The organism is Kribbella jejuensis (assembly GCF_006715085.1).
GTDB classification, from domain to species: domain Bacteria; phylum Actinomycetota; class Actinomycetes; order Propionibacteriales; family Kribbellaceae; genus Kribbella; species Kribbella jejuensis.
In genome coordinates this window covers 809,885-831,859 of record NZ_VFMM01000001.1, presented here as the reverse complement: position 1 = coordinate 831,859, position 21,975 = coordinate 809,885, and the positions used below count along the sequence as shown (strand labels likewise).

The 21,975-nt window shown below is 68.5% G+C and carries 19 protein-coding genes; 6 read left to right on the top strand and 13 right to left on the bottom strand.

Going from position 1 to position 21,975, the window contains the following annotated elements; all coding sequences use genetic code 11:
• Window positions 1–58 precede the first annotated feature (58 nt).
• Complete coding sequence (locus FB475_RS03935) at window positions 59–1,273, top strand: RNA polymerase sigma factor (RefSeq protein ID WP_238331947.1); 1,215 nt, start codon at window positions 59–61, stop codon at window positions 1,271–1,273.
• Here FB475_RS03935 and FB475_RS03930 read toward each other — a convergent pair.
• Entirely contained in the window at window positions 1,257–1,679 is a 423-nt protein-coding gene (locus FB475_RS03930) for a MerR family transcriptional regulator (RefSeq protein WP_141852603.1), read from the bottom strand. The genes FB475_RS03935 and FB475_RS03930 overlap by 17 nt on opposite strands.
• A gap of 24 nt (window positions 1,680–1,703) precedes the next feature.
• On the opposite strand from FB475_RS03930, the gene FB475_RS03925 reads away from it, so the two are divergent.
• Window positions 1,704–3,119 (top strand): MFS transporter, encoded by a 1,416-nt coding sequence (locus FB475_RS03925; RefSeq protein ID WP_141852600.1) that lies wholly within the window; start codon window positions 1,704–1,706, stop codon window positions 3,117–3,119.
• On the opposite strand, the gene FB475_RS03920 is transcribed toward FB475_RS03925, so the two are convergent.
• The gene (locus tag FB475_RS03920) at window positions 3,100–4,038 is read right to left on the bottom strand and encodes an RNA polymerase subunit sigma-70 (RefSeq protein WP_141852598.1); all 939 of its coding nucleotides are present in this window, start codon (window positions 4,036–4,038) and stop codon (window positions 3,100–3,102) included. The two genes, FB475_RS03925 and FB475_RS03920, sit on opposite strands and share 20 nt — an antisense overlap.
• 192 nt (window positions 4,039–4,230) lie before the next feature.
• Here FB475_RS03920 and FB475_RS03915 point away from each other — a divergent pair, with 192 nt between their 5' ends.
• Complete coding sequence (locus FB475_RS03915) at window positions 4,231–5,049, top strand: phosphotransferase (RefSeq protein WP_141852596.1); 819 nt, start codon at window positions 4,231–4,233, stop codon at window positions 5,047–5,049.
• Here the strand turns inward: FB475_RS03915 and FB475_RS03910 are convergent.
• The 9 genes from FB475_RS03910 to arfA form a co-directional block, all read right to left on the bottom strand.
• Window positions 5,039–5,932: an NUDIX hydrolase gene (locus tag FB475_RS03910; protein WP_238331946.1), complete on the bottom strand. Its 894-nt coding sequence runs from the start codon at window positions 5,930–5,932 to the stop codon at window positions 5,039–5,041. The two genes, FB475_RS03915 and FB475_RS03910, sit on opposite strands and share 11 nt — an antisense overlap.
• A gap of 10 nt (window positions 5,933–5,942) precedes the next feature.
• Window positions 5,943–8,171 carry a 1,4-alpha-glucan branching protein GlgB gene (glgB, locus tag FB475_RS03905; protein ID WP_141852593.1) on the bottom strand — a complete coding sequence of 743 codons (2,229 nt, stop codon included), beginning with the start codon at window positions 8,169–8,171 and terminating at the stop codon, window positions 5,943–5,945.
• A gap of 12 nt (window positions 8,172–8,183) precedes the next feature.
• Window positions 8,184–9,596: a maltokinase N-terminal cap-like domain-containing protein gene (locus FB475_RS03900; RefSeq protein WP_141852591.1), complete on the bottom strand. Its 1,413-nt coding sequence runs from the start codon at window positions 9,594–9,596 to the stop codon at window positions 8,184–8,186.
• Window positions 9,597–11,318 (bottom strand): maltose alpha-D-glucosyltransferase, encoded by a 1,722-nt coding sequence (gene treS, locus FB475_RS03895; protein ID WP_141852589.1) that lies wholly within the window; start codon window positions 11,316–11,318, stop codon window positions 9,597–9,599.
• A gap of 279 nt (window positions 11,319–11,597) precedes the next feature.
• Window positions 11,598–11,828: a hypothetical protein gene (locus tag FB475_RS03890; protein WP_141852587.1), complete on the bottom strand. Its 231-nt coding sequence runs from the start codon at window positions 11,826–11,828 to the stop codon at window positions 11,598–11,600.
• Window positions 11,829–11,917: 89 nt separating this feature from the next.
• On the bottom strand, window positions 11,918–12,277 hold the full coding sequence (locus FB475_RS03885; RefSeq protein WP_141852585.1) for a type II toxin-antitoxin system HicA family toxin: 360 nt from the start codon (window positions 12,275–12,277) through the stop codon (window positions 11,918–11,920).
• Window positions 12,277–12,489 carry a hypothetical protein gene (locus tag FB475_RS03880; protein WP_141852582.1) on the bottom strand — a complete coding sequence of 71 codons (213 nt, stop codon included), beginning with the start codon at window positions 12,487–12,489 and terminating at the stop codon, window positions 12,277–12,279. Before FB475_RS03880 ends, FB475_RS03885 begins: the two co-directional genes overlap by 1 nt.
• A 66-nt stretch (window positions 12,490–12,555) precedes the next feature.
• On the bottom strand, window positions 12,556–13,104 hold the full coding sequence (locus tag FB475_RS03875; protein ID WP_141852580.1) for a sunset domain-containing protein: 549 nt from the start codon (window positions 13,102–13,104) through the stop codon (window positions 12,556–12,558).
• Window positions 13,105–13,296: 192 nt separating this feature from the next.
• Window positions 13,297–14,331: a channel-forming protein ArfA/OmpATb gene (gene arfA, locus FB475_RS03870; protein ID WP_238331945.1), complete on the bottom strand. Its 1,035-nt coding sequence runs from the start codon at window positions 14,329–14,331 to the stop codon at window positions 13,297–13,299.
• Between the two features lie 298 nt (window positions 14,332–14,629).
• On the opposite strand from arfA, the gene FB475_RS03865 reads away from it, so the two are divergent.
• Window positions 14,630–15,163, top strand: coding sequence for a winged helix-turn-helix domain-containing protein (locus FB475_RS03865; RefSeq protein ID WP_141852575.1), 534 nt, complete (start codon window positions 14,630–14,632; stop codon window positions 15,161–15,163).
• On the opposite strand, the gene FB475_RS03860 is transcribed toward FB475_RS03865, so the two are convergent.
• Window positions 15,160–15,561: a DUF3592 domain-containing protein gene (locus FB475_RS03860; RefSeq protein ID WP_141852573.1), complete on the bottom strand. Its 402-nt coding sequence runs from the start codon at window positions 15,559–15,561 to the stop codon at window positions 15,160–15,162. The two genes, FB475_RS03865 and FB475_RS03860, sit on opposite strands and share 4 nt — an antisense overlap.
• Window positions 15,562–15,635: 74 nt before the next feature.
• Entirely contained in the window at window positions 15,636–20,045 is a 4,410-nt protein-coding gene (locus tag FB475_RS03855) for a S8 family serine peptidase (protein ID WP_141852571.1), read from the bottom strand.
• A 211-nt stretch (window positions 20,046–20,256) separates the two neighbouring features.
• Here FB475_RS03855 and FB475_RS03850 point away from each other — a divergent pair, with 211 nt between their 5' ends.
• Together FB475_RS03850 and FB475_RS03845 are read left to right on the top strand one after the other, a co-directional pair.
• Window positions 20,257–20,808 carry a winged helix-turn-helix domain-containing protein gene (locus FB475_RS03850; RefSeq protein ID WP_141852569.1) on the top strand — a complete coding sequence of 184 codons (552 nt, stop codon included), beginning with the start codon at window positions 20,257–20,259 and terminating at the stop codon, window positions 20,806–20,808.
• Between the two features lie 11 nt (window positions 20,809–20,819).
• The gene (locus FB475_RS03845; RefSeq protein ID WP_141852567.1) at window positions 20,820–21,971 is read left to right on the top strand and encodes a threonine synthase; all 1,152 of its coding nucleotides are present in this window, start codon (window positions 20,820–20,822) and stop codon (window positions 21,969–21,971) included.
• Window positions 21,972–21,975: the final 4 nt, after the last annotated feature.

The window sequence follows — 21,975 nt, the reverse complement described above, 5'->3', positions numbered from 1 at the left end:
TACGCCGGCGTTCGTCGGCGTCGGCGTACCCGCGCCCGGAAGTGGAATGGGGGAGCAGGTGACCGAAGCGGTCGAGGTGACCCGCGTCGTCGACCAGGCACACCGGGAGTGCTGGTCGACGGTGCTGGCGTCCGTGGTGCGGCTGACCCGGGACCTGGATCTGGCGGAGGACTGTACGCAGGACGCGTTCGTGCGGGCGCTGCGAACCTGGCCGGACGGGATCCCGGACAACCCCGGCGGGTGGTTGACGACGGTCGCTCGGCGGCTCGCGCTGGATCTGCTACGGCGGGAGACGAACCTGCGGCGGAAGCTGCCGCTGCTGGTGGAGGAGCCCGGCGAGGTCGAACAGCCGACGGATCCGCTGCGGCTCGTGTTCACCTGCTGTCACCCGGCGTTGGCGCGCGAGTCGCAGGTGGCGTTGACGTTGCGACTGATCTGCGGGTTGACGACGCGGGAGGTCGCCGCGGTCCTGCTGATCAGCGAGGCGACGGCGGCGGCGCGGATCACGCGGGCGAAGAAGAAGATCGCGGCGGCGGGCATCCCGTACCGGATCCCGGCGGATCACGAGCTGCCGGAGCGGATGGATGTGGTGCTGACCGTCGTGCATCTGGTGTACACGGCCGGGTACGTCGCGACCGGGGCGGAGTTGACGCGGACGGACCTGACCGGGCGGGCGATCGAGTTGGCTCGGCTGCTGCAGCGGTTGATGCCGGACGAGCCGGAGCCGCAGGCGCTGCTCGGGTTACTACTGATGACCGAGGCGCGGGGTGACGCCCGGGTGAGCGCCGACGGTGAGCTGGTGTTGTTGGCGGACCAGGACCGGTCGCGGTGGGACGGGAAGTTGCTCGCGGAGGGTGTTTCGCGGGCGACGGCGGCGTTGCGGCGTGGGTACGGGCGGTTCGCGTTGCAGGCGGCTGTCGCTGGCTTGCATGTGACGGCGCCGTCGTGGGAGGAGACGGACTGGCAACAGGTGGTCCGTATGTACGACGCGATGATGCTGAGCTGGCCGACTCCGATCGTCGCCCTCAACCGAGCCGCCGCCCACAGTCTCGTCCCGGGGGCCGACCTCGAAGCAGTCCTCGCCGAACTGGAAACCCTCGCCAAAGAACCCGCCTTGGCAAGCTACGCCTACCTGCCGGCCACCCGAGCCGACATCCTCACCCGCCTGAACCGCCCCACCGAAGCCGCCCGGTGCTACGAGCTGGCAATCCGCCTGACCGCCAACGAAACCGAACGCCGCTTCCTGACCAACAGACTCAGTTCTCTGGAGTAGGTGCCCACAGACGATCGGCGTCACCGGCTTGGAGTCGACCTTTGTAGACGTCGATCTTGTGGTCGATGAGTTCGAGGCTTTCCTGGAGTTCGGCCAGTTGGGTCAGGATTTCGGCGCGGTGCATCTCCAGGAGTTCGAGGCGATCCTTCTCGTTCCCTCGGCCCGCGGTGACGAGTTCGGCGTACTTGCGGATGGTGCGGATCGGCATGCCGGTGGCCCGGAACTTGGTGCAGATCTTGATCCAGTCGAGGTCGACCTGGCGGTACCGGCGGCGGCCGCCCGCGGTGCGGTCGACCGTGGTGATGACCAGCCCGGCGCGTTCGTAGTACCGCAGGGTGTGGACGCTGACGCCGGTGCGTTCGGCGGCTTCGGCGATGCTGATTCCGCGTTCGTTGACTTCGAGCACGCTCTAAATCGTAACGTCGTTCCCATGATCGCCACAACAACCGAGGCCACTGGTCAGACCAGTGTACGGAGGTACCTGGTCCTCCTCATCTGCTGCGCGAGCCTGCTGATCTCGGTGATGGACATCTCGATCGTCAACATGGCCCTGCCCGCGATCCGCGACGACCTGCACGCCTCGACGGCCGGGCTGCAGTGGACCGTGGACGCCTACACCCTGGTGCTCGCGAGCTTCCTGATGCTGGCCGGCTCGACTGCGGACCGGTACGGCCGGAAGCGGATGTTCCGCCTCGGCCTGAGCGTCTTCGGGCTCGGCTCACTACTCTGCAGCCTCGCGCCCGGAATCGACACGCTGATCGCCGCCCGCGCCGTGCAGGCGGTCGGCGGCACGATGCTCAACCCGGTCGCGATGGCGATCGTGGTCGGCGTCTTCCCGGACCGTGCGGAACGGGCCCGCGCGATCGGTATCTTCGGCGCCACCGCGGGACTCTCGCTCGTCCTCGGTCCGATCCTCGGTGGCGCGCTCGTCGACGGTCCCGGCTGGCGCTCGATCTTCTGGGTGAACCTGCCGATCGTCGTGCTCGCGGTGATCTTCACCAGCCGGTACGTCCCGGAGTCCCGCGCCGCACACGGCCGGCGCTTCGACCCGATCGGTCAGCTCCTCGTCGTACTGCTGCTCGGCGGCGTCGTCACCGCGATCATCGAGTCCGAGAAGCACGGCTGGGCCGCCCCGCCGATCATCGCCCTGCTCGTCGTCGCCGCCATCGCGGCCGTCACGCTGATCCAGTACGAACGCCGCCGCACCGAACCGATGCTCGAGCTCCGCCTCTTCCGCAGCGTCCCGTTCAGCTCGGCCGTGGTGATCGCGCTCGTCGCGTACAGCGGCTTCGGCGTCTTCCTGTTCATCACCACGCTCTACCTGCAGAGCGTCCGCCACCTGTCCGCGCTCGACGCCGGCCTCAGCCTGCTCCCGGTCGGCCTGCTGATCTGCGTACTCTCACCACTCACCGGCCGAGTGGTCGGCGCCCACGGTCCGCGCCTACCGCTCACCGTCGCCGGTACGGCGCTCGCACTAGGGGCGGCGGCCTCGCTCACGATCGGGTTGACCACCCCGCTTCCGATCGTGCTCGCGATCTTCCTGCTGTTCGGCGTGTTCCTCGGCACGGTCAACCCGCCGATCGCGAACTCCGCGGTGTCCGGTATGCCCGCGTCGATGGCCGGCCTGGCGGGCTCGCTCGCCTCGGTCGGCCGTCAGACCGGTACGTCGCTCGGCGTCGCGGTGGCCGGCTCGATCGTCGGCGCGACCGCGACCACCGACCCACACCGCTTCGTCCGCGCGGCGCACACCGTGTGGTGGCCGATGATCGCCGTCGGCCTCGTCGTCGTCGCACTCGCCCTGATCAGCACCAGCCGCCGCGCCCGCCTCACCGTGCAGGAGCTGTAGCAGGCAACCCGAAGTGCATGACCAGCGAGGGGGTGCTGAAAACGTGGATATGGGTGAGGCCGCCGGGCGCAGGCGTGAGGACGGCGATGCCGTACGGCTCACCCTTGTAGTACGAGCCGACGGCGGGCTGGCCGTTCGCGATGATCGGGATCATCCGCCAGTCGCCGGGTTCGCCGGCCGCGTCCGACATCACCTTCAGGCAGGAGACCATGCCGTCGAACCAGGTCGTCGTACCGACCATCTCGAGCGCCGCGTCGGCGCGGAGCGCCCGTTCGAGAGCGGCGGTGTCGGCGTTCTCGAAGCCGGCGATGTAGTCGTCGAGCAGCGCCCGGGCCGCGGGATCGGTGGGTTCGTAGACCTCGCCCTGTGTCGGAGCCGTCTCGTCGATCCGGGCCCGCGCGCGTTGCAGCGTGCTCTTCACCGCCGCGACCGAGGTGTCGAGCATGCTCGCGACCTCGGCAGCCGGGAACCCGAGCACCTCACGCAGGATCAGTACGGCGCGCTGCTTCGGCGGCAGGTACTGCAACGCCGCGATCAGCGCCAACCGCAGGCTCTCCCGCTGCGTCACGATCGAGGCGGGATCGGCAGCCACCAGTGACTCCGCGATCGGCTCGATCCAGCCGATGCCCGCCGGCACCGGTGCCGGAGTCCCGCCAAAATCGGTGCTCGGGGCAACGATTCCGGACGGGAGCGCGCGCCGGCCGCGCTGTTCGAGCGCGGTCAGGCAGACGTTGGTCGCGATCCGGTACAGCCAGACCCGCACCGACGACCGGCCCTCGAAGTCGTCCCAGGCCCGCCAGGCCCGCAGGTACGTCTCCTGGACGGCGTCCTCGGCCTCGTGCACGGCCGCGAGCATCCGGTAGCAGTGCGCCAGCAGCTCCTTCCGGAACGGCTCCGCCAGCTCGGAGAATTCGCTCACGATCACCCCTTGTACGGTCACAGCCCGAGCACCTGCCGTCCCCACTGTCCCATCCGCACCTGCTGGCCGGCTTCCCGGGCGGCTGCCCAGTGGCGGCGGACGGCTTCAGATTCCGTGCTTGCCATGGTTGTTTCCTTTCCGTTGCTGTACTGACCGGCGACTGCCCGGAAAGGAATCGGTAGGGTCGGGCGGGTGGAGCTGATCGGGCAGGGGATGGAAGGTGCCGTCTACGACCTCGGGGACGGGACCGTGCGCAAGGTCTGGTTCGATCGGCGGCCCGAGGACGTGTTGCCGTTGAAGGCGTTTCTGGACGAGTTGCCGGAGTTACCGTTCCGGACGCCGCGGATTCGCTCGGTCGACGCCGGGCACGATGGGCTGGCGATCAGCGTGGAGGACAAGCTGGTCGGGGTGCCGCTGTCCGAGGCCGGGTTGGCTGAGTCGGTGGCGCTGGATGCGTTCGTTTCCGTCGTCGAGGCCCTGCGGTCCGCGCAGCCTGGCCCGGCCAGCACGTTGTTGCCGGTGGTAGGTGAGGCGTTTTGGGTGGGGTCGTGGGGTGAGAGTCTGGCTGCCTTGGTACTGCGGCGTGCTGCAGCCTCGAACGTCTTTCTGGAGCGGGACGTCCGTGGTTTCCCTGAACTGCTGGAAGAAACAGTGGCCGACCTGGCCCAGCTCGGGGGTCAGCGGCAGTTGAATGTGGTGCATGGGGATGTTTGTCCGCCGAACGTGTTGATGGACGGGGCGCGGGTGGCGGCGGTGCTGGACTGGGGATTTTGGTCGACGGCGGGCGACAGTACGTTCGAGGCCTCGCTGGCGGCGGGGTTCTTCGACATGTATTCGCCGGACGCACGGCGGCTCGATAATCTGCTGACCGAGCGGTTCGTCGAGTTGGGGCACGATCGGCAGCTGATGCGGCTCTACCGGCGGGCGTACGCGATCGTCACCGCCACGATCTACGACGAGAACGCGGGTGACGGGCACTATCAGTGGTGTGTCGGCCAGCTCAATCGCTGATGGGCGAACCGTTGCTCAGGTTGTGAAGCTGGTCGGGGGACGCGAGGAGCAGCGGCAGGCGGCGGGCGTTCAACGGTGAGACCAGTCCGGCCAGTTCATCCGGCGCGCGCCACGCGATGCCCTTGATCTCGAAGCCGTCCGGGTGGAGACGGTCGATCAGCGACGGGTCGTGGACGCCGCCGTCGTACAGGATCTCGACCGCGTCGCCCCAGCCCTCCCAGCGCGGCAGCCAGTCGATCGCGAGGATCCCGAGCAGCGGCAACGCCGTACCGAGCTCCTCCTCCATCTCCCGGGACGCACCGGTCGCCGGATCCTCGTCCGGCTCGACCACACCACCCGGCAGCTCCAGGTCCTTCTTGTAGCTGACCTGGCACAGCAGCACCCGGCCGGCCGTGTCCCGGACGACGACGTGCGCGATCACGCGCTTCTTCGGCAGCGCCGAATCCATCAACGCCGTCCAGCCCGTCACGGTGTCCGGCCGCGGATCGCCGGCGCGCATCCCGTAGATCGCGATGTCCCGGCGTTCACCGTCCACCAGCGCGGCCCCACGCAGTACGCCTTCGCGCCGGAAACCCGACCGGATCGCGACCCGCGCCGACGTGTGCAGCGCGGGATCCACCTCGACCTGCAACCGCTCCAGCCCGAGCTCGCCGAACGCGTACTCCGCGACGAGCCGCAGAGCCTGCTCCGCCACACCGGGGCCGCCTTCGAGCGACCAGACGACCAGAGCGACTCCTGGCGTGGTCCGGTGCACCTCCACCGTGCCCATGGTGTCGCCGGTGTGGCCGGGGAAGTGATGCTCGACCGTGAACTTCGTGATTTGTCCGTTCGGCTCCGAAGGTCGCAGAGTCAGCTCACCATCGGACAGCGGATCTACGGTCACGCCGTGAACGCTACCCGGTGAAGCGCAGGTACACCGTCGCCAGGGGTGGTACGGACAGCTCCGTGCTCGACGGCAGCCCGTGCCACTCGGTCCCGTTCGCCTCGACCGCGCCGTAGTTGCCGACCCCGGACCCGCCGTACGAGTTCGCGTCGGTGTTCACGACCTCTTCCCAGCGGCCCGCGTACGGCAGGCCGAGCCGGTACCCGTGGTGCGGGATCGCGGAGAAGTTCGTGATGCAGGCAACGGTCGGCTCACCTTCGGAGCCGTACCGCACGAACGAGAACACGTTGTTGCCGGCGTCGTTCGCGTCGATCCAGCTGAACTTCTCCGCGTCGTGGTCGGTACCCCACAGCGCCGGGTTGTCCTTGTACACCGCGTTCAGGTCGCGGACCAGGTCCTGCAGGCCCTTGTGGTCACTGTGTTCCAGCAGCCACCAGTCGAGCTCGCCCTTCTCCGACCACTCCGACTCCTGGCCGAACTCACACCCCATGAACAGCAGCTGCTTGCCCGGATGCGCCCACATCATCGCCAGGTACGCGCGCAGGTTCGCCAGCTGCTGCCAGCGGTCACCGGGCATCTTGCGCAGCAGCGAGCCCTTGCCGTGCACGACCTCGTCGTGGGAGAGCGGGAGGACGAAGTTCTCGGAGTACGCGTACATCATCGAGAACGTCATCTCGTGGTGGTGGTACTGCCGGTGCACCGGCTCGTGCTCCAGGTAGCGGAGCGAGTCGTTCATCCAGCCCATGTTCCACTTGAACCCGAACCCGAGCCCGCCGAGGTGCGTCGCGCGGGTGACCCCCGGCCAGGACGTCGACTCCTCGGCAACCGTGATCACGCCCGGGACGCGCTTGTACAGCGTCGCGTTCATCTCCTGCAGGAACGAGACGGCCTCCAGGTTCTCGCGGCCGCCGTACTGGTTCGGGACCCACTGGCCCTCTTGGCGCGAGTAGTCCAGGTACAGCATCGAGGCGACCGCGTCGACGCGCAGGCCGTCGATGTGGAACTCCTCGGCCCAGTAGATCGCGTTCGCGACCAGGAAGTTCCGTACCTGTGGGCGGCCGAAGTCGAACACCAGCGTGCCCCAGTCGGGCTGCTCGCCGCGGCGCGGATCCGGGTGCTCGTACAGCGGCGTACCGTCGAACCGGGCCAGCGCCCAGGCGTCCTTCGGGAAGTGCGCCGGCACCCAGTCCACGATCACGCCGATCCCGGCCTGGTGCAGCCGGTCGACGAGCTGCCGGAAGTCGTCCGGGTCACCGAACCGCGAGGTCGGCGCGAAGTACGACGTGACCTGGTAGCCCCAGGAGCCGCCGAACGGGTGCTCCATCACCGGCATGAACTCGACATGGGTGAACCCCATGTCGTTGACATAGGCAACGAGCTCGTCGGCGAGTTCGCGGTACGACCTGCCCTTGCGCCAGGAGCCGAGATGTACTTCGTACACGCTCATCGGCTCGGCGTACGCCTGGCTCCGCGCGCGCTGCTGGATCCACGCGTCGTCGCCCCACTCGTACGTCGACTCGTGGACGACCGACGCGTTCGCCGGGGGCGTCTCGGCCAGGTTCGCCATCGGGTCGGCCTTCTGCCGCCAGACACCGTCGCGCCCGCAGATGTCGAACTTGTACCGGGTGCCGGGGCCGACGCCGGGGACGAACAGCTCCCACACGCCGGAGCCGCCCAGCGACCGCATCGGATGCGCGCGGCCGTCCCAGAAATTGAAGTCCGCGGTCAGCCGGATGCCCTGTGCGTTCGGCGCCCAGACCGCGAACGACGTCCCGGTGACCTGGCCACCCGGGCCGTCGTAGCGGCGCACGTGCGCGCCGAGCACCGTCCACAGCTGCTCGTGCCGGCCCTCGCCGATCAGGTGCAGGTCGACCTCGCCGAGCGACGGCAGGTACCGGTACGGGTCGTCGACCTCGGTCGCGGGCCCGTCGGTGTAGGTGACCTCGAGGCGGTAGTCCGGCACCTTGTCGGTGTCCAGGACACCGACCCAGACGCCCTCGAACTCGTGCCGCAGCTCGAGCCGCTGGTCGTCGTACAGCACGGTGACGCTCTTCGCGTACGGCCGCAGCGCCCGCACCGTGACCCCGTGCTCACCCAGATGCGGGCCGAGGATCTGATGCGGATCGTGGAACGTGCCCGCCACCAGCCGCTCCAGCGCGGTCCGGTCGACCGCCACCGCGGTCACCACCGGCTCGTCGGCCGGCACCACGGGCGCTTCGAAGGGTTCACGCTCGCTCATCGGAACCTCCTGTTACTGCTCGGCCAGCTGGGCGGCTGCGGACAGTGGGATCTGGAGCCAGGTGGGACGATTGCGGGCCTCGTAGAGGACCTCGTACACGACCTTGTCGGCCAGGAACGCGTTCAGCAGCACGCTCTGCTGCCGCGCGTCGGTGCCGGACACCTCCGCGTACCCCTCGCAGAACGCCTGCTGGTTGCGGGCCGCCCATTCGGCCGCCCGGTACGCGATCTGCTGATCGCCCTGGTGGTCGGCCAGCAACGACCGGGCTGCGTAGTCGAACGAGCGCAGCATCCCGGCGATGTCCTTCACCGGGGTGTCCAGCGCGCGCCGCTCGATCAGCGACTTGGCCGGCTCCCCCTCGAAGTCGATCAGCTTCCAGCCGTCGATCGTGCGCAGCACCTGCCCGAGGTGGTAGTCGCCGTGGATCCGCTGCACGGTGACGGGCTGGTCGTACGCCGCCAACGCGTCGAACCACCGCCCGAGACCCTCGCGGTACGGCTCCAGCTCCGGGATCACCGACGCCGCGTGGTCCAGCCGGCGCTGCATCGCGGACGCGTGCTCGACCAGCTTGGCCGGCTCCCAGATGTCGGTGCCGAGTGCCTTCGCCAGCTCCGAGTGCACCTGTGCCGTACTCGCGCCGAGCCGGTGCGACTCGGGCGCGAAGTCACCGCCGACCTCCTCGGCGTGCAGGTCGGCCTCGGCGTACAGGTCCCGCACCGACGAGGTCGCGAACGACCAGCCGTCGGTCGCGTTGCTCTGGAACACCGTCATCATCGCCAGCTCACCGGTGTCGGTGCCGCCGCCCGCTCGCGGCCACCGACCGCGTGCGGATCCGAGCACCGCCGGGACCAGTTCGGATCCGGCCTCGGTGAGCGCCGACTCGATCTCGACGCCCGGGTTGCTCCCGGGCTCGAGCCGGCGGAACACCTTCAGCAGGGCCACGTCACCGAACACCAGCGACGTGTTGCTCTGCTCGACGGTGAGGACGAGCGACTGCGCGTCCTCCGGCACCTCGACCGAACCCTCCGGTGCCTGGACGGGATGGAACTCCAGTCCGTCCAGTGTGCGCCCGTGAGTCAGCGCGTCCAGCCAGTACGGCGTCGCTTCCTTGTCGTGCAGCGCGTCGTACACCCAGACCTCGGTGTCGTCGAGGTCCTGCTCGATCCACTCGCCGACCAGCGCGTGGCCGAGGTTGTCGGCCGGTTCGCGGTGATAGCTGAGCGGCAGTTGGTACACCCGGATCGGGAACTCCGATCCGGGCGGGCCCGAACAGTAGACGAACCCGATCCGGACCGCCGGCCAGGCGCCCGCGTCCGACAGCCAGGCCGACGTGGCCAGCGCTTCGACGTGGACGTCGTGTCCCTTCTCGCCGAACCATCGCTGGGTCGCGCAGAAGGACTGGACCTGGTCCAGATGGGAAGTCACTTAAATGCTCTCCTCGTGGTCTTCCGGCTTCACCGCCGGCAGCCGGAACCAGTAGAAACCGTGGGCGCCGAGGGTCAGAAGGTAGGGCAACTCACCGATCGCGGGGAAGTGCACACCACCCAGCAGTTCGATCGGCTCCACGCCCTGCCACTGCCGCAGATCCAGCTCGATCGGCTGCGGGAACCGGGACAGGTTGTTGACGCACAGCACCACGTCGTCACCGAACTCGCGCACGTACGACAGCACGCTCGGGTTCGAGCCGCCGAGGTCGGTGAACGTGCCCATCCCGAAGCAGGGGTGCTGCTTGCGGGTCTGGATCATCCGCCGGGTCCAGTGCAACAGGGACGAGGCGTTCTCCATCTCCGCCTCGACATTGACCGCCTGGAACCCGTACACCGGGTCCATGATCACCGGGAGCGTGAGCTTGCCCGGGGTGGCGGTGGAGAACGACGCGTTGCGGTCCGGGGACCACTGCATCGGGGTCCGGACACCGTCGCGGTCGCCGAGCCAGATGTTGTCGCCCATGCCGATCTCGTCCCCGTAGTACAGGATCGGGGAGCCCGGCAGGCTGAGCAGCAGCGCGGTGAACAACTCCATCTTGTTGGTGTCGTTGTCCAGCAGCGGCGCCAGCCGGCGGCGGATGCCGATGTTCGCCTTCATCCGCGGGTCCTGCGCGTACTCCGACCACATGTAGTCGCGGTCCTCGTCGGTGACCATCTCGAGCGTCAGCTCGTCGTGGTTGCGCAGGAAGATGCCCCACTGGCAGGTGTCCGGGATCTCCGGCGTCTGCGCCAGGATCTCCGAGATCGGGAACCGGGACTCCCGGCGGACGCCCATGAAGATGCGCGGCATCACCGGGAAGTGGAACGCCATCTGGCACTCGTCGCCACCGGAGTCGCGGTCGCCGAAGTACTCGACCACGTCGGCCGGCCACTGGTTCGCCTCGCAGAGCAGGACGCGGTCCTCGTAGTTCGCGTCCACCTCCTTGCGGACCCGCTTCAGGAACTCATGGGTGCGCGGCAGGTTCTCGCAGTTCGTGCCGTCGGTCTCGAACAGGTACGGCACCGCGTCCAGCCGGAAACCGTCGACGCCGAGGTCCAGCCAGAACTTCAGCGCCTCGATCATCGCGTCGCCGACGGCCGGGTTCTCGAAGTTCAGGTCCGGCTGGTTGGAGTAGAACCGGTGCCAGAAGTACTGCCCGCGGACCGGGTCCCAGGTCCAGTTCGAGGTCTCGGTGTCGACGAAGATGATCCGCGCGTCGGCGTACTTGTCGTCGGTGTCGGACCACACGTAGAAGTCGCCGTACGGACCCTCGGGGTCTGTCCGCGACGCCTGGAACCAGGGGTGCTGGTCGGAGGTGTGGTTCATCACGAAGTCGACGATCACCCGGATACCGCGGGCGTGCGCCTGCTTGAGGAACGCGCCGAAGTCGGCGACCGTGCCGATCTCGGGCATCACTTCGGTGTAGTCGGAGATGTCGTAGCCGCCGTCGCGCAACGGCGACGGATAGAACGGGGGTAACCAGAGGCAGTCGACACCGAGCCACTCGAGATAGTCGAGTTTCTCGGTCAGACCCTGCAGGTCGCCGATGCCGTCGGCGTTCGAGTCCTTGAAGGACCGCACGAGGACCTCGTAGAAGACGGCCCGCTTGAACCACAGCGGGTCACTCTTCGTCAGTCCGTGGTGCTGCTCCGGCAGCATGTCGGTCACGCTCACCTCCATCGGGTGTCTCCAAACCTAGCGGTACTACAGCTTGACAACAGCGTGCTGCCACGACGTGGCGACAGTGTGTGGTCCGCTCGGCCGGGCACTGCTTCCGTGTACCCCGTTACGGCGTACTCAAAAGAGGCGGTAGTGCGTGCGGCCGAAGCAGTTCCGTGATGTGGTGACGCCGTCGGTAGGCGGTCCCGCAAGGCGTTCAGGACAGTCTGGCGGCCCTTTGCCAGTACAAGCAAATGGGGCTCGCGCTCAGTCCACACTGCGATTACATGACGGACCGCGTCACCGGTTCCGGCCGCGCTCCTCGCGCTCCTTGGCGGTCTGCTGACCCATGCCACCACGCCGCCCACCACCACGCCGGCGGGCCGCCCCTCGAAGATTCACCGACTGCAAACCCGGGTAGGCCTCGTCCGCATTCACCCCCCGCCCCTCGCCCCCTTCACCGGCCAGAAACACGGCGTCCGGCGTCAGCACCTCGCTCGGCTGCTGCGGCTCCAGCGCATCGCTTCCCATCGCGTTCTCCTTCAACCAATCGGGCGACGCACCAAGCTGTGCCTGTCAATGCACAACACGGTACGTCGCCCGCCGGGTCGATCCGCCCGTCAACGACCGCCGCGGCCGAACCGCCGCTTGGACTCCTTCTTGTCCTGCCGACCACTCGACTGGTCCTGCTGGCCCTGCCCCGAGCCGCGAGCCCCCTGCCCGGGCGGCGCAACGCCCGAGCCGGCCGCGCGCTGTGCGGCCCGCGTGTCCTGGGCGCTCGAGGACTGCTGCCCGGACTGCTTGAGACCAGCTTGCCGCTCGATGTTGCCCCAGGTGCCGGTCTTGATCTCACCGTGCTTCGGTACGGTGACGCTCCTGCCCTTGTCGTCCTTGTAGGTGATGTGGCTGCCGTTCTGCCGGACCGGCTTGAAGCCCGCGTTCTTCAGCTCCTTGTCGGCGTCGCGGAACTTCTTCGGCATTACGGAACCTCGACCGTCAGGACGAGCTGTTCGGGCACGCCGACCTCTTCGACGAGCAGCGCGATCGCCGACTTGAGATCCTCGATGGCCGCCTCACGGGTGTCGCCCTCGCCGTTGGCGAACGCTTCCGGCGTCAGAGCGGCCGCGGCGTACCAACCGCCGTCCTCGGTGTCCTCGGCAATGGTGAAGGGAACTGTGATTTCGCGCTGCAACTCCGCCTCCTGGGTAGTGGATCTGTCGCGATCGTAGGCCGGTTTGCGGGTCAGAACGCGGGAGGGTCAGCTGCGGGGGTCGGGGGATTTGCGGGGGCGGCGGGTGTACTTGGTGAAGCCGGCTCGTTCGGCGTCGGCTTCGGTGCGGAACCAGACCTCGGGTTTGGTGCGGCCGTAGTACGGCGAGTCCGGGGTGTGGAACAGCATCGACTGTGCGTTTCCCTTGATCGTGAAGCCGTCCGGCGGACCCTGGTGCGGCACGGCGTCGGCCGAACCCTCGCCGTACCTCCCGGCCGGTACGGCGGGCTTCTCCTCCTCGATGTGGTCGAACAGGGTGGCCTCGTCGTCCATCAGCTGAGAGAACGCGGGCTTGTCCACAACCACAGGAGCAGGCGGCGCGGGGCGCTCGACCGGTGCCGGAGCAGGCGACGCCACACGTTCCGCCGGAGCAGACGTCGGCGCTACGCGTTCCGCCGGAGCAGGCGGCGCCATACGTTCCGCCGGAGCAGACGTCGGCGCGGGGGAGGGGCGGTTGAGGAGGCGCCAGGTGATGGCGGCGCCGAGCAGGAAGGCGAGCAGGGAGCCCAGCCAGTTGTCTCTCAGCAGCCAGCTCATCAGCGGGTGCCTTTCGACGGGCGGAGGCGGTGCAGCAGCCACGCGGCCGCACTGCCGAGGACGAAGGCGACGAGGAGCAAGACCCAGACCTGTGCGATCAGCCAACTCATGGATTCCCCTGGAGAAGCTCTGGAGAAGCTGTGGACCACGGTGAGACTACTCCGTCAGGCACCGCGGAGGTATTCAGGTTCGTCAGCGCGGCCGGATCTCGACCCGGCGGTTGGCGATCCGCCCGGCACCGGTGGCGTTCGACGCGATCGGGAACGATTCGCCGTACCCGTTGGTGACGATCCGGTCCGCGGCGACGCCGAGCCGGACCAGTTCCGCCTTCACCTCGGCGGCCCGGCGTTCCGACAACGGCAGGCTGGACGCGACCGAGCCGAGGTTGTCGGTGTGACCCGCCAGCTCGACGCGGGCCGTCGGACAGGACTTCAGCAACGCGGCGGCCTTCGGTATCGATGGCTTCGACGCGTCGTTGACGATCGACGTACCGGACAGGAAGTTGATCCGGTACACCCGGCCGAACTCGGCCAGCCGGCTCGGGAACGTCCGGCACGGTTCGCTCACCGCGGTCTTCGACGGCACCGGCAGGACGAGCTGATCCGCGATCACCGCGCCCGGTACGGCCTTCGCCGCGGCTCGTCCGAGCGTCGCCTTGGTCGCCTGGTCCGGTACTTGTCCGGACAACGTCACGGTGTTCCCGTCGTACCGCACCGACGCGTCACCCGACCCGATCGCGAGCGCCCGCAGCAGGGCGGACAGCGTCGACGCGTCGGCCAGACCGTCCGCGGAGATCGTCGTCCGGTCGTCGTACTCGCGGTCCGCACCGAGCAACTGCGCCACCTCCGCGGAGATCGCGTCCTTAACCGCCTGGCTCCGCACCGGGGCCTGCACCCGGATCGACCGGTCCGTCCGCCCGACCTCGAACGCCGGTACGCCGGCCTGCACCGGCGCTGATGTCGTAGGAGCGGGCGTAGGAGTCGGCGTGGCCGCTTGTCCTCCGGAGACCTGCACCGATCGCACCCCGTCGACACCGGCGACGACGTCCCGGACAGTGCTCTCGTCGACGCCGGCCGGCACAGTGATGTGTGCGTCCCGCCCGTCGAAATCCACCGTGCTGGTCTCGATCCCACGAGCCTTCAAGGCCGCCTGTGTTCGTTCACGCAGGTCGTCCTCGGTGGTGCCGGCCCGGGCCGGCACCAGCACGGCCGTCAGCAGAATCGGCACCGCGAGGGCCGCGAGCAGCCAGATGACAAGTGGCCGTCGAACGAGACGGGGTAACCGCGGTAGCACTGTTCCTCCGTGGATGCGGTCAGAGTGACCGTGCGCCAGGAGAGTACTCCGTACCGGCGGCCGATCGCACGCGGTTCCGGGGAGCGTCGCGGGTTTTCCTGTCCTGGCTGGTTGTCCTGTCTCGGACAGGACGCATATGTGCCAGCCCGCTGCGCAGTGAATCCCTTGACTTGGTTCGCGACGTGAAGAGTACTTGTGGCGGGCCGGTTTCGACTGGGAGGGGCATGCCGTGATGCCGATCGCCGCTGGGGCAGAAGACAGACCGTCCGATTCGTCGCTGATCATCGGCGTGGCCGCGTCCACCGCCGAACGTGTGCAGCTCGCGCGGATGCTGGGTGAGGCCGACGCGCTGTTGCTGGTGTCGAATGCCGACCAGGCGCGCGCGTTCCTCGAACTGACCGGTGTCACGAACGCGACGCAGACGCTCGTCGCCGGTACGCCGCGACCCACGCCGATCAAGGCGGTGCCCGAGCCGGTCGCCGAACTACAGCTGGACGTCGACCGCCGGGTGGTCCGCTGGAAGGACCGCGAAATGCCGCTGACCCGGCTGGAGCACGACTTCCTGCACTGTCTGGTCGCGGAACCCGGCCGGGTCTGGACCTACCAGCGCCTGCACCACGCCGTCTGGGGCAATGAACACCTCGGCCACGGCTCGCACATTCACTCGGTGGTCAAACGCCTCCGCCAGAAGTTGAGCAACCTCGGCGCCACCGTCACCATCCACGCCGTCCGCGGCGTCGGCTTCCATCTACTTCCGACCGCCTAGCGGTACTGCCAGCCCCAGTAGGTCAGCAGCAGAGCCACAGCAAGCATCACCAACGAGATGAGCAGGCTGCGCCCGAGCGCATCCCGGTCGGCGACCGCGGGGGAGTAAGGGTCGTCGGGGTCGACCAGCAGCGGCAGCCCGGCGCCCAGTTCGATCTTGCCCTGCCAGTTGCGGACCGTGGCACGGTACTGCTTGCCGTCGAGGTGATAACTGACCACCGGATAGAGCAGGTACCCGCCGTAGTACGAGCGACGCCGTGCTTCGTTGTCGACGACCTCGCCGGTCAGCTTCCGGCCGGTACGGCGTACTCCGCGCAGCCAGAGCACCTCGCGGACCGAGCTCGCGACGAACCACGCGGTCACGACCGTGAGGACGGACCCGAGCAGCAGCATGGCCATGCACCGGATGCTAGACCCGGGAAGGGCTCGGCCCCCGCGACCTGCTGGTCGCGGGGGCCGAGTGTTTCATTGCATTACTTGATCGACTTCAGGGCGAAGTCTTCGACGACCGGCGTGCCGGCGACCAGCTTGGTGGTGCGGGTCTGGGGCTTGTAGCCGTCCTTCGCGGCGATCAGGGTGAGCGGGTTGTTGCGGCGGTCCAGCCAGTACGCGTACTTACCGTCCTTGTCGGTGATGAACGTGTACGACTGGGCCCACGAGTCCACCTCGACGATCGCGCCCGGCAGCGGAGCGGACGCACCGGCCGAGCTGACGCCGGTGACCGTGCCCATCAGCTTGCTCCAGGTGGTCGGCGGCGTGACGTTCATCGTCACCCCGACGGCCGGGACGGTGTACGGCGTGTTCTCGCCGATCGTCACGGCGCCCGAGTAGACACCGGGCTGGTCGACACTCGCGGAGAGCGTGACCTTGACGGTCGCCGACTGTCCCGGGGCCAGGGTGACCTCGGTCTGGTCGAGCGACATCCAGCTCACGTCCGCCGACGACTCCGAGCAGTCCTCGAGACCCGGCAGGGCCTCACTGTCCGCCGTGGCCGTGAAGCCGCCGGACGAGCCGCCGACCTTGTAGAAGCCACACGCCGCACCACCGCGGTACCGCGGCAGGTTGGCGTTCGGCAGCGCCGACCAGGTCTCGGCCGACGGGTCGTAGGCGAACCCGGCGTTGGTGACCGCACCGGCCTGGACGCCGCCGACGATCAGCAGCTTCCCGCCGGCGACCGCGTACGACGCCGCCCAGTGGTCGGCCGGTGCGTCAGCGATCGCGGACCAGGAGTCCGCCCCCGGGTCGTAGACGTACGCCGCCTTGAGCGAGTTCGTGCCGTCGTTACCACCGGCGCAGTACAGCTTGCCGTCGATGGCACCGCAGGACGCGAACGCGACCGACTGCGGGTAGTTCGCCAGCGTCTCCCAGGCGTTCGCCGCCGGGTCGTACCGGACGACGGTGTTGCTCATCGGGAGGCAGTTGGCGGTGGTGCAGCCGCCGACGGCGTACAGCTTGCCGTCGAGGACGGCCTGACCCGCCGCGGCCCGCGGGGCCGGGTTGGCGGCCAGTGCGGTCCAGGCGTTGGCGGCCGGGTCGTACGACCAGGTCTCCGACGCCGGGCCCGACGATCCCCAGCCGGAGCTGGCGATGATCTTGCCACCCACGACGCCGACGGTGATCGCGTTGCGGGCGCCCGGCAGCGGGGCGATCGCAGTCCACGCGAGCGCGACCGGGTCGTACACGTAGCTGTTCGCCGTCGACGCACTACCGTCGCCGCCGGCAATCGAGTAGACCTTGCCGTCGAGGTTGACGACCCGGTTGTCCATCACGGTCGCCGGGTAGTCGGCGATGTCGGCCCACGGAGCCGCCTGCGGCTTCGCGACGGCCGGCGTGCTGCCGGTCTTGCCGGACAGCATCCGGGCGAACGAGGTGCCGACCGCGAGCCGCTGCAGCGGTGCGCCGGTCCCGTTCTCGACCTGCGCCTTGGTGGTCTTGGTGCCGTTCGCGTTCTCCAGGACGAACCCGCCGTCCTTCTCACCGAACTTCACGTCGACGTTCGCGCCACCGGTGTTCGTGACCTTGAACGACTTGGTCACCTTGCCCGACGGCAGCTTCAGGTTGCCGGAGATGGTCCCTGGCGTGACGGCCAGCTGGCCGGCCTTCAGCGTGTAGTCGGCCGTCGTGGTCCAGTCGGCCTCGACCGGAACGGTCGCGGTCGAGCTGACGTAGTTGCCTGCCTTGGCGGTGAAGTTCTGGTTGCCGTCGGCCGCGGAGTACAGCCAGTAGAAGCCGTCGTTCAGACCGGTGTCCTCCGGCGTCGCCACGGTGGTCGCGCTCTCGGTGGTGCCGTCGTGGGTGACGACCGCACCGTTCACGAAACCGTTCGTGTTGGCGTCCTTGACGTTGCCGACGACGATGCCGCCGCCGGTCGGCACGCAGGTGACCTGGCTGCCGATCAGGACGTTGTCGACCTCCCACCACCAGGCGTACGACGCGTCCCAGTAGTGGAACCGCACCTGGACGGCGGACTTGCCGGCAGCCTCGGGGATCGCGATCTCCTTTACTCCACGGATGTCCGCGATCTGGGTGACCTTGGTGGTCCAGGTCGCGCCGCCGTCGACCGACAGGTCCACGTCGGCCTTCTCGCCCTGGTACCAGTTCAGGTCCTGGCTGAACCGGATCACCGGAGCGGTGACCGAGCTCAGGTCGACGACCGGGCTGACCAGCGACGTGTCCTGCAAGCCGCCGCTGCCGTACTTGTCGCTGTCGACGACCGCGAACTTGCCGCTGCCACCGGTCAGATTGCCCCGGTTGCCCGGGTCGTCGAACTTCCAGACCTGCCCGTTGCCCTTGCCGTCGACAACGGTCCAGCCGTTCGGTACGGCGCCGGTGTCGAAGGTCTCGTAAACGCCGTCCGAGCCCCACTTGTAACCGGGCGCGGTGGTGCACGAGTTGGCGTCGGCCGGGACCGCGATGTTCTTGGTCAGGTTGCCGCTGCCGACCGTGATCGGCTGGCTGACGGTCGTGTAACCCGGGTACTTCGTCTCGACCTTGAGCGAGTACGCCGCACCCGACGGGACCTTCAGGCTGTACCGGCCGTTGCTCGGGGTCGTGTAGTCGAATACTCCACCCGGACCCTCGACCGACACCTTCGCGTACAGCGGCCAGCCGTGGCCGGAGCCGTCCGTGACGGTGCCACCGACACTCACCTGCGGAGTGCTCTCCAGGGCGAAGTTCTTGGTGGTGGTCTGACCAGTGGTCACAGTTGCCGTGGCGGTGGCGGTCTTGTACCCGAAGGACGCGACCGTCAGGTTGTAGTCACCGGCCTGCAGGACCGACGAGAACGTGCCGTTGCTGCTCGTGGTCAGCGTCTTGTCGGGCTGGCCGGCGGCCTTGATCGTCACGCTCGCGCCGGCCAGCGGGGCACCACCGGTGGCGGCGGTGACAGTGCCGGACAGCGTGCCGGTGTCGCCGATCGGCGCGGCGCTCACCAGCGCCAGCGCGTCCAGGCGGCCCTGGCCGTACACGTTGTTGTTCGCGTCGGTACCACCGCACTGGCTGTCCGGCGTGTCGATCGCGGTCTGGTTCAGCAGCGCGCGGGTGGCGGCGACGTCACCCTTGAGCGCCGGCGAGGCGGCCCACAGCAACGCCACGGTGGCCGTCAGGTGTGGTGTCGCCATCGACGTACCGTTGAACGCGCCGTAGGTGTTGCCCGGCAGGCTGGAGCGGACGTTGACACCGGGCGCCGAGATGTTCGGCTTGATGGTGCCGTTCTGACCCGCACCGCGGCCGGAGAACGACGCGATGTTGTTGTTGATGTCGTACGCGCCGGCCGAGTAGTTGCTGGTCAGACTGCCTGGCGAACCACTGCTCTGGCAGGCCGATCCGCTGTTGCCGTTGGCGAACGCACCGAAGATCCCGGACGCGGTCCAGGCCAGGGTGATGTCCTCCATGAACGGGTCGTTCGACGGCAGCGTCGAGCCCCAGGAGTTGTTGATCACGTTCGGGCGCTTGCTGGCGTCCGGGTTCTGCCCCTGGAGGTCGGTGGGCTCGAGCATCCACTGACCGGACGAGATCAGCGCGGCGTCGCTCGGGCAGCAGCCGTTCGCGGCGATCCACTTGACGCCCGGCGCGACCCCGATCTGGTTGCCGCCGCCGTCGTCGCCGACCATCGTGCCCATCGTGTGGGTGCCGTGGCCGTTGCCGTCGGACGGCGCGTTCGGCGAGGTGCCGGCCGCGTCGAACCAGTTGTAGTTGTGGTTGAAGGTGCCGTCACCGTTGTTGCCGCGGTACTGGTGGACCAGCGCCGGGTGGTCGTACTGCACACCGGTGTCGATGCTGGCGACGACGATGCCCTCACCCTTGTCGCCGTACTGCGACCAGACCTGGTTCGCCTTGATGTTCGCGACGCCCCACTCGACCGACTGGACCGCCTTCTCCTGCTGGCCGGGCGTGACCTTCGGTACCTCGATCTGGACCGGTGCGTACAGTCCCTCGACCTCGGTGTGGGTGGCCAGGTCCTGGGCGAGCGCGAGCGAACCGTTCTCGATCCGGATCGCGTTCGTACCCCAGAACGCCTGGTACTTCACGTGCTGCGCGTCCAGGTCGGCGCGGACCTTCGCCTGGCTGTCCGCGGCGGCCTTCTTCAGCGCGGCGGCGACCGCCGTACCGCGCTCGTTCCAGTTGGTGATCCGGCTGGCGGCGGTCAGGTCGGCCTTCGCCGCGAACCGGACCCAGTAGTCCGTCGCGGCCTTGGCGTCCTTGCCTTCCAGCTTGGCTTGGAGTTCCGGCTTGATCTTGGCGGCGGGCGATGGCGTGGCTTCCGGTTTGGTCGGCGGTGACGCTTGGGCCTGGCCGGCGGCGGCCATCCCGGTCGCGACGACGGCCAGCGCCGCCAGGGTGCTCACCAGCGATCTGGCGAGTCCCTTTCGTTGATGTGACATCTCTGCAGCCCCTCACTTGAAAGACCCCGAGTCGACTCCCCCGAGTCACTTGCTGCAGCAGGACGTTATGTGTCAGAACAACGTGGTAACAAGCACACTTGGTGAGCAACTCGTGACTAACTGTCGCGCGGATCGAGGCAACTGTGAGCAAACTGAGCAAACGTTGTCAGTTCCGTTGACGATCGCGGTCGGCTGTTGACATCGTGATCAGATGGTCACCGCCCGTGAACCCGCCCCGACGGACGCCGATCTGACAGAGAACTTCCCGCTGCTGATCGCGGTCGCGGCCTCCCCGGACCAACGGGTCCGGCTGGCCGAGCTCGTCGACGACGTTGCACCGCTGCTGCTCGTCTCCAGCCTCGACGAACTCCGCCGGCTGCTTGTCGCCGCGACGCCGCCACCGCCCGCGGCACCATCGCTCCAGCCGCAGACCGAGTCCGCTGCGGACGACGTACTCACGATCGACCCGGACCGTTCGGTCGCCCGCTGGGCTGGTCGCGAGGTGCCGCTCACCGACCTCGAGGTGGAGCTGCTCGGCCGGTTGATGTCGGCGCCGCCGCGGGTCTGGTCGTACGAGGCCCTGCACCACACCGTCTGGCGGGACCGCAACGTCCGCGGCACCGCAGACGTCCACTCGGTGGTGAAACGGCTACGCCGCAAACTCGACGACCTCGGCACGACCGCCACCATCGACGCGGTCCGCGGCATCGGCTTCCGGCTCACCGACCACCGCCCGCGGATCACCGATCTCCGCGCCGGGTAACGTCGGCGGGCGTGACCTTCTCTGCCTTGAGCCACCTCGAATGCCCGCGGTGCGGTGCGACCCATGACGCCGATCAGATCATCGGCCTGTGCCCGTGCGGATCACCGCTGCTCGCGCGGTACGGCGTACCGACTCTGACGAAAGCGGACCTGGTGGGGCGGGCGCCCGATCTGTGGCGGTACCACGAACTGCTGCCGGTGCGGTCGCCCGAGAACGTGGTGACGATGGGCGAGGGGATGACGCCGCTGCTGCCGTTGCGGCGGTACGGCGCCGAGCTCGGCGTGCAGCGGCTGCTGATGAAGGACGAGGGGCTGATCCCGACCGGTACGTTCAAAGCGCGGGGTGCCGCGGTCGGGGTATCACGGGCGTACGAGGTCGGCGTCCGGACGATCGCGATGCCGACGAACGGGAACGCCGGGTCGGCGTGGGCGGCGTACGCGGCCCGGGCCGGGATGGAGGCGCTGATCGCGATGCCGCTCGCGGCGCCGGAGATCTGCCGGCGCGAGGTGAGCGTGGTCGGGGCGCGGCTGCAGCTGATCGACGGGTTGATCGGGGACGCGGCCGCCTATGTCCGGGAGCAGACCGGGTACTTCGACGCGTCGACGCTGAAGGAGCCGTACCGGATCGAGGGCAAGAAGACGATGGGTCTGGAGATCGCCGAGCAGCTCGGATGGTCGCTGCCGGACGTGATCGTCTACCCGACCGGCGGCGGCGTCGGCATCATCGGCATCTGGAAGGCGCTGAACGAACTCCGTGACCTCGGCTGGATCGACGGTCCGCTGCCGCGCCTGGTCGCCGTCCAATCCACCGGGTGCGCCCCGATCGTCCGCGCCTGGGAGAAGGGCCTGGCCGAGAGCGAACCCTGGGAAGACGCCCAGACCGTTGCCTTCGGCATCACAGTGCCGAAGGCGCTGGGCGACTTCCTCGTGCTCCAGGCGATCCAGGAGACCGACGGCTGCGCGATCGCCGTGGACGACGCGGACATCCTCGCCGAACAACACCGGGTCGCCCGCCTGGAGGGGATGTTCATCTGCCCCGAAGGAGCCGCCAACTTCGCTGCCATCCGCTCGCTCCGCGAGTCCGGCTGGATCCGCGCCGACGACCAAGTGGTCGCCCTGAACACCGGCGCGGGCCTCAAATACCCGGAGACCGTTCCGCTCTGAGGAG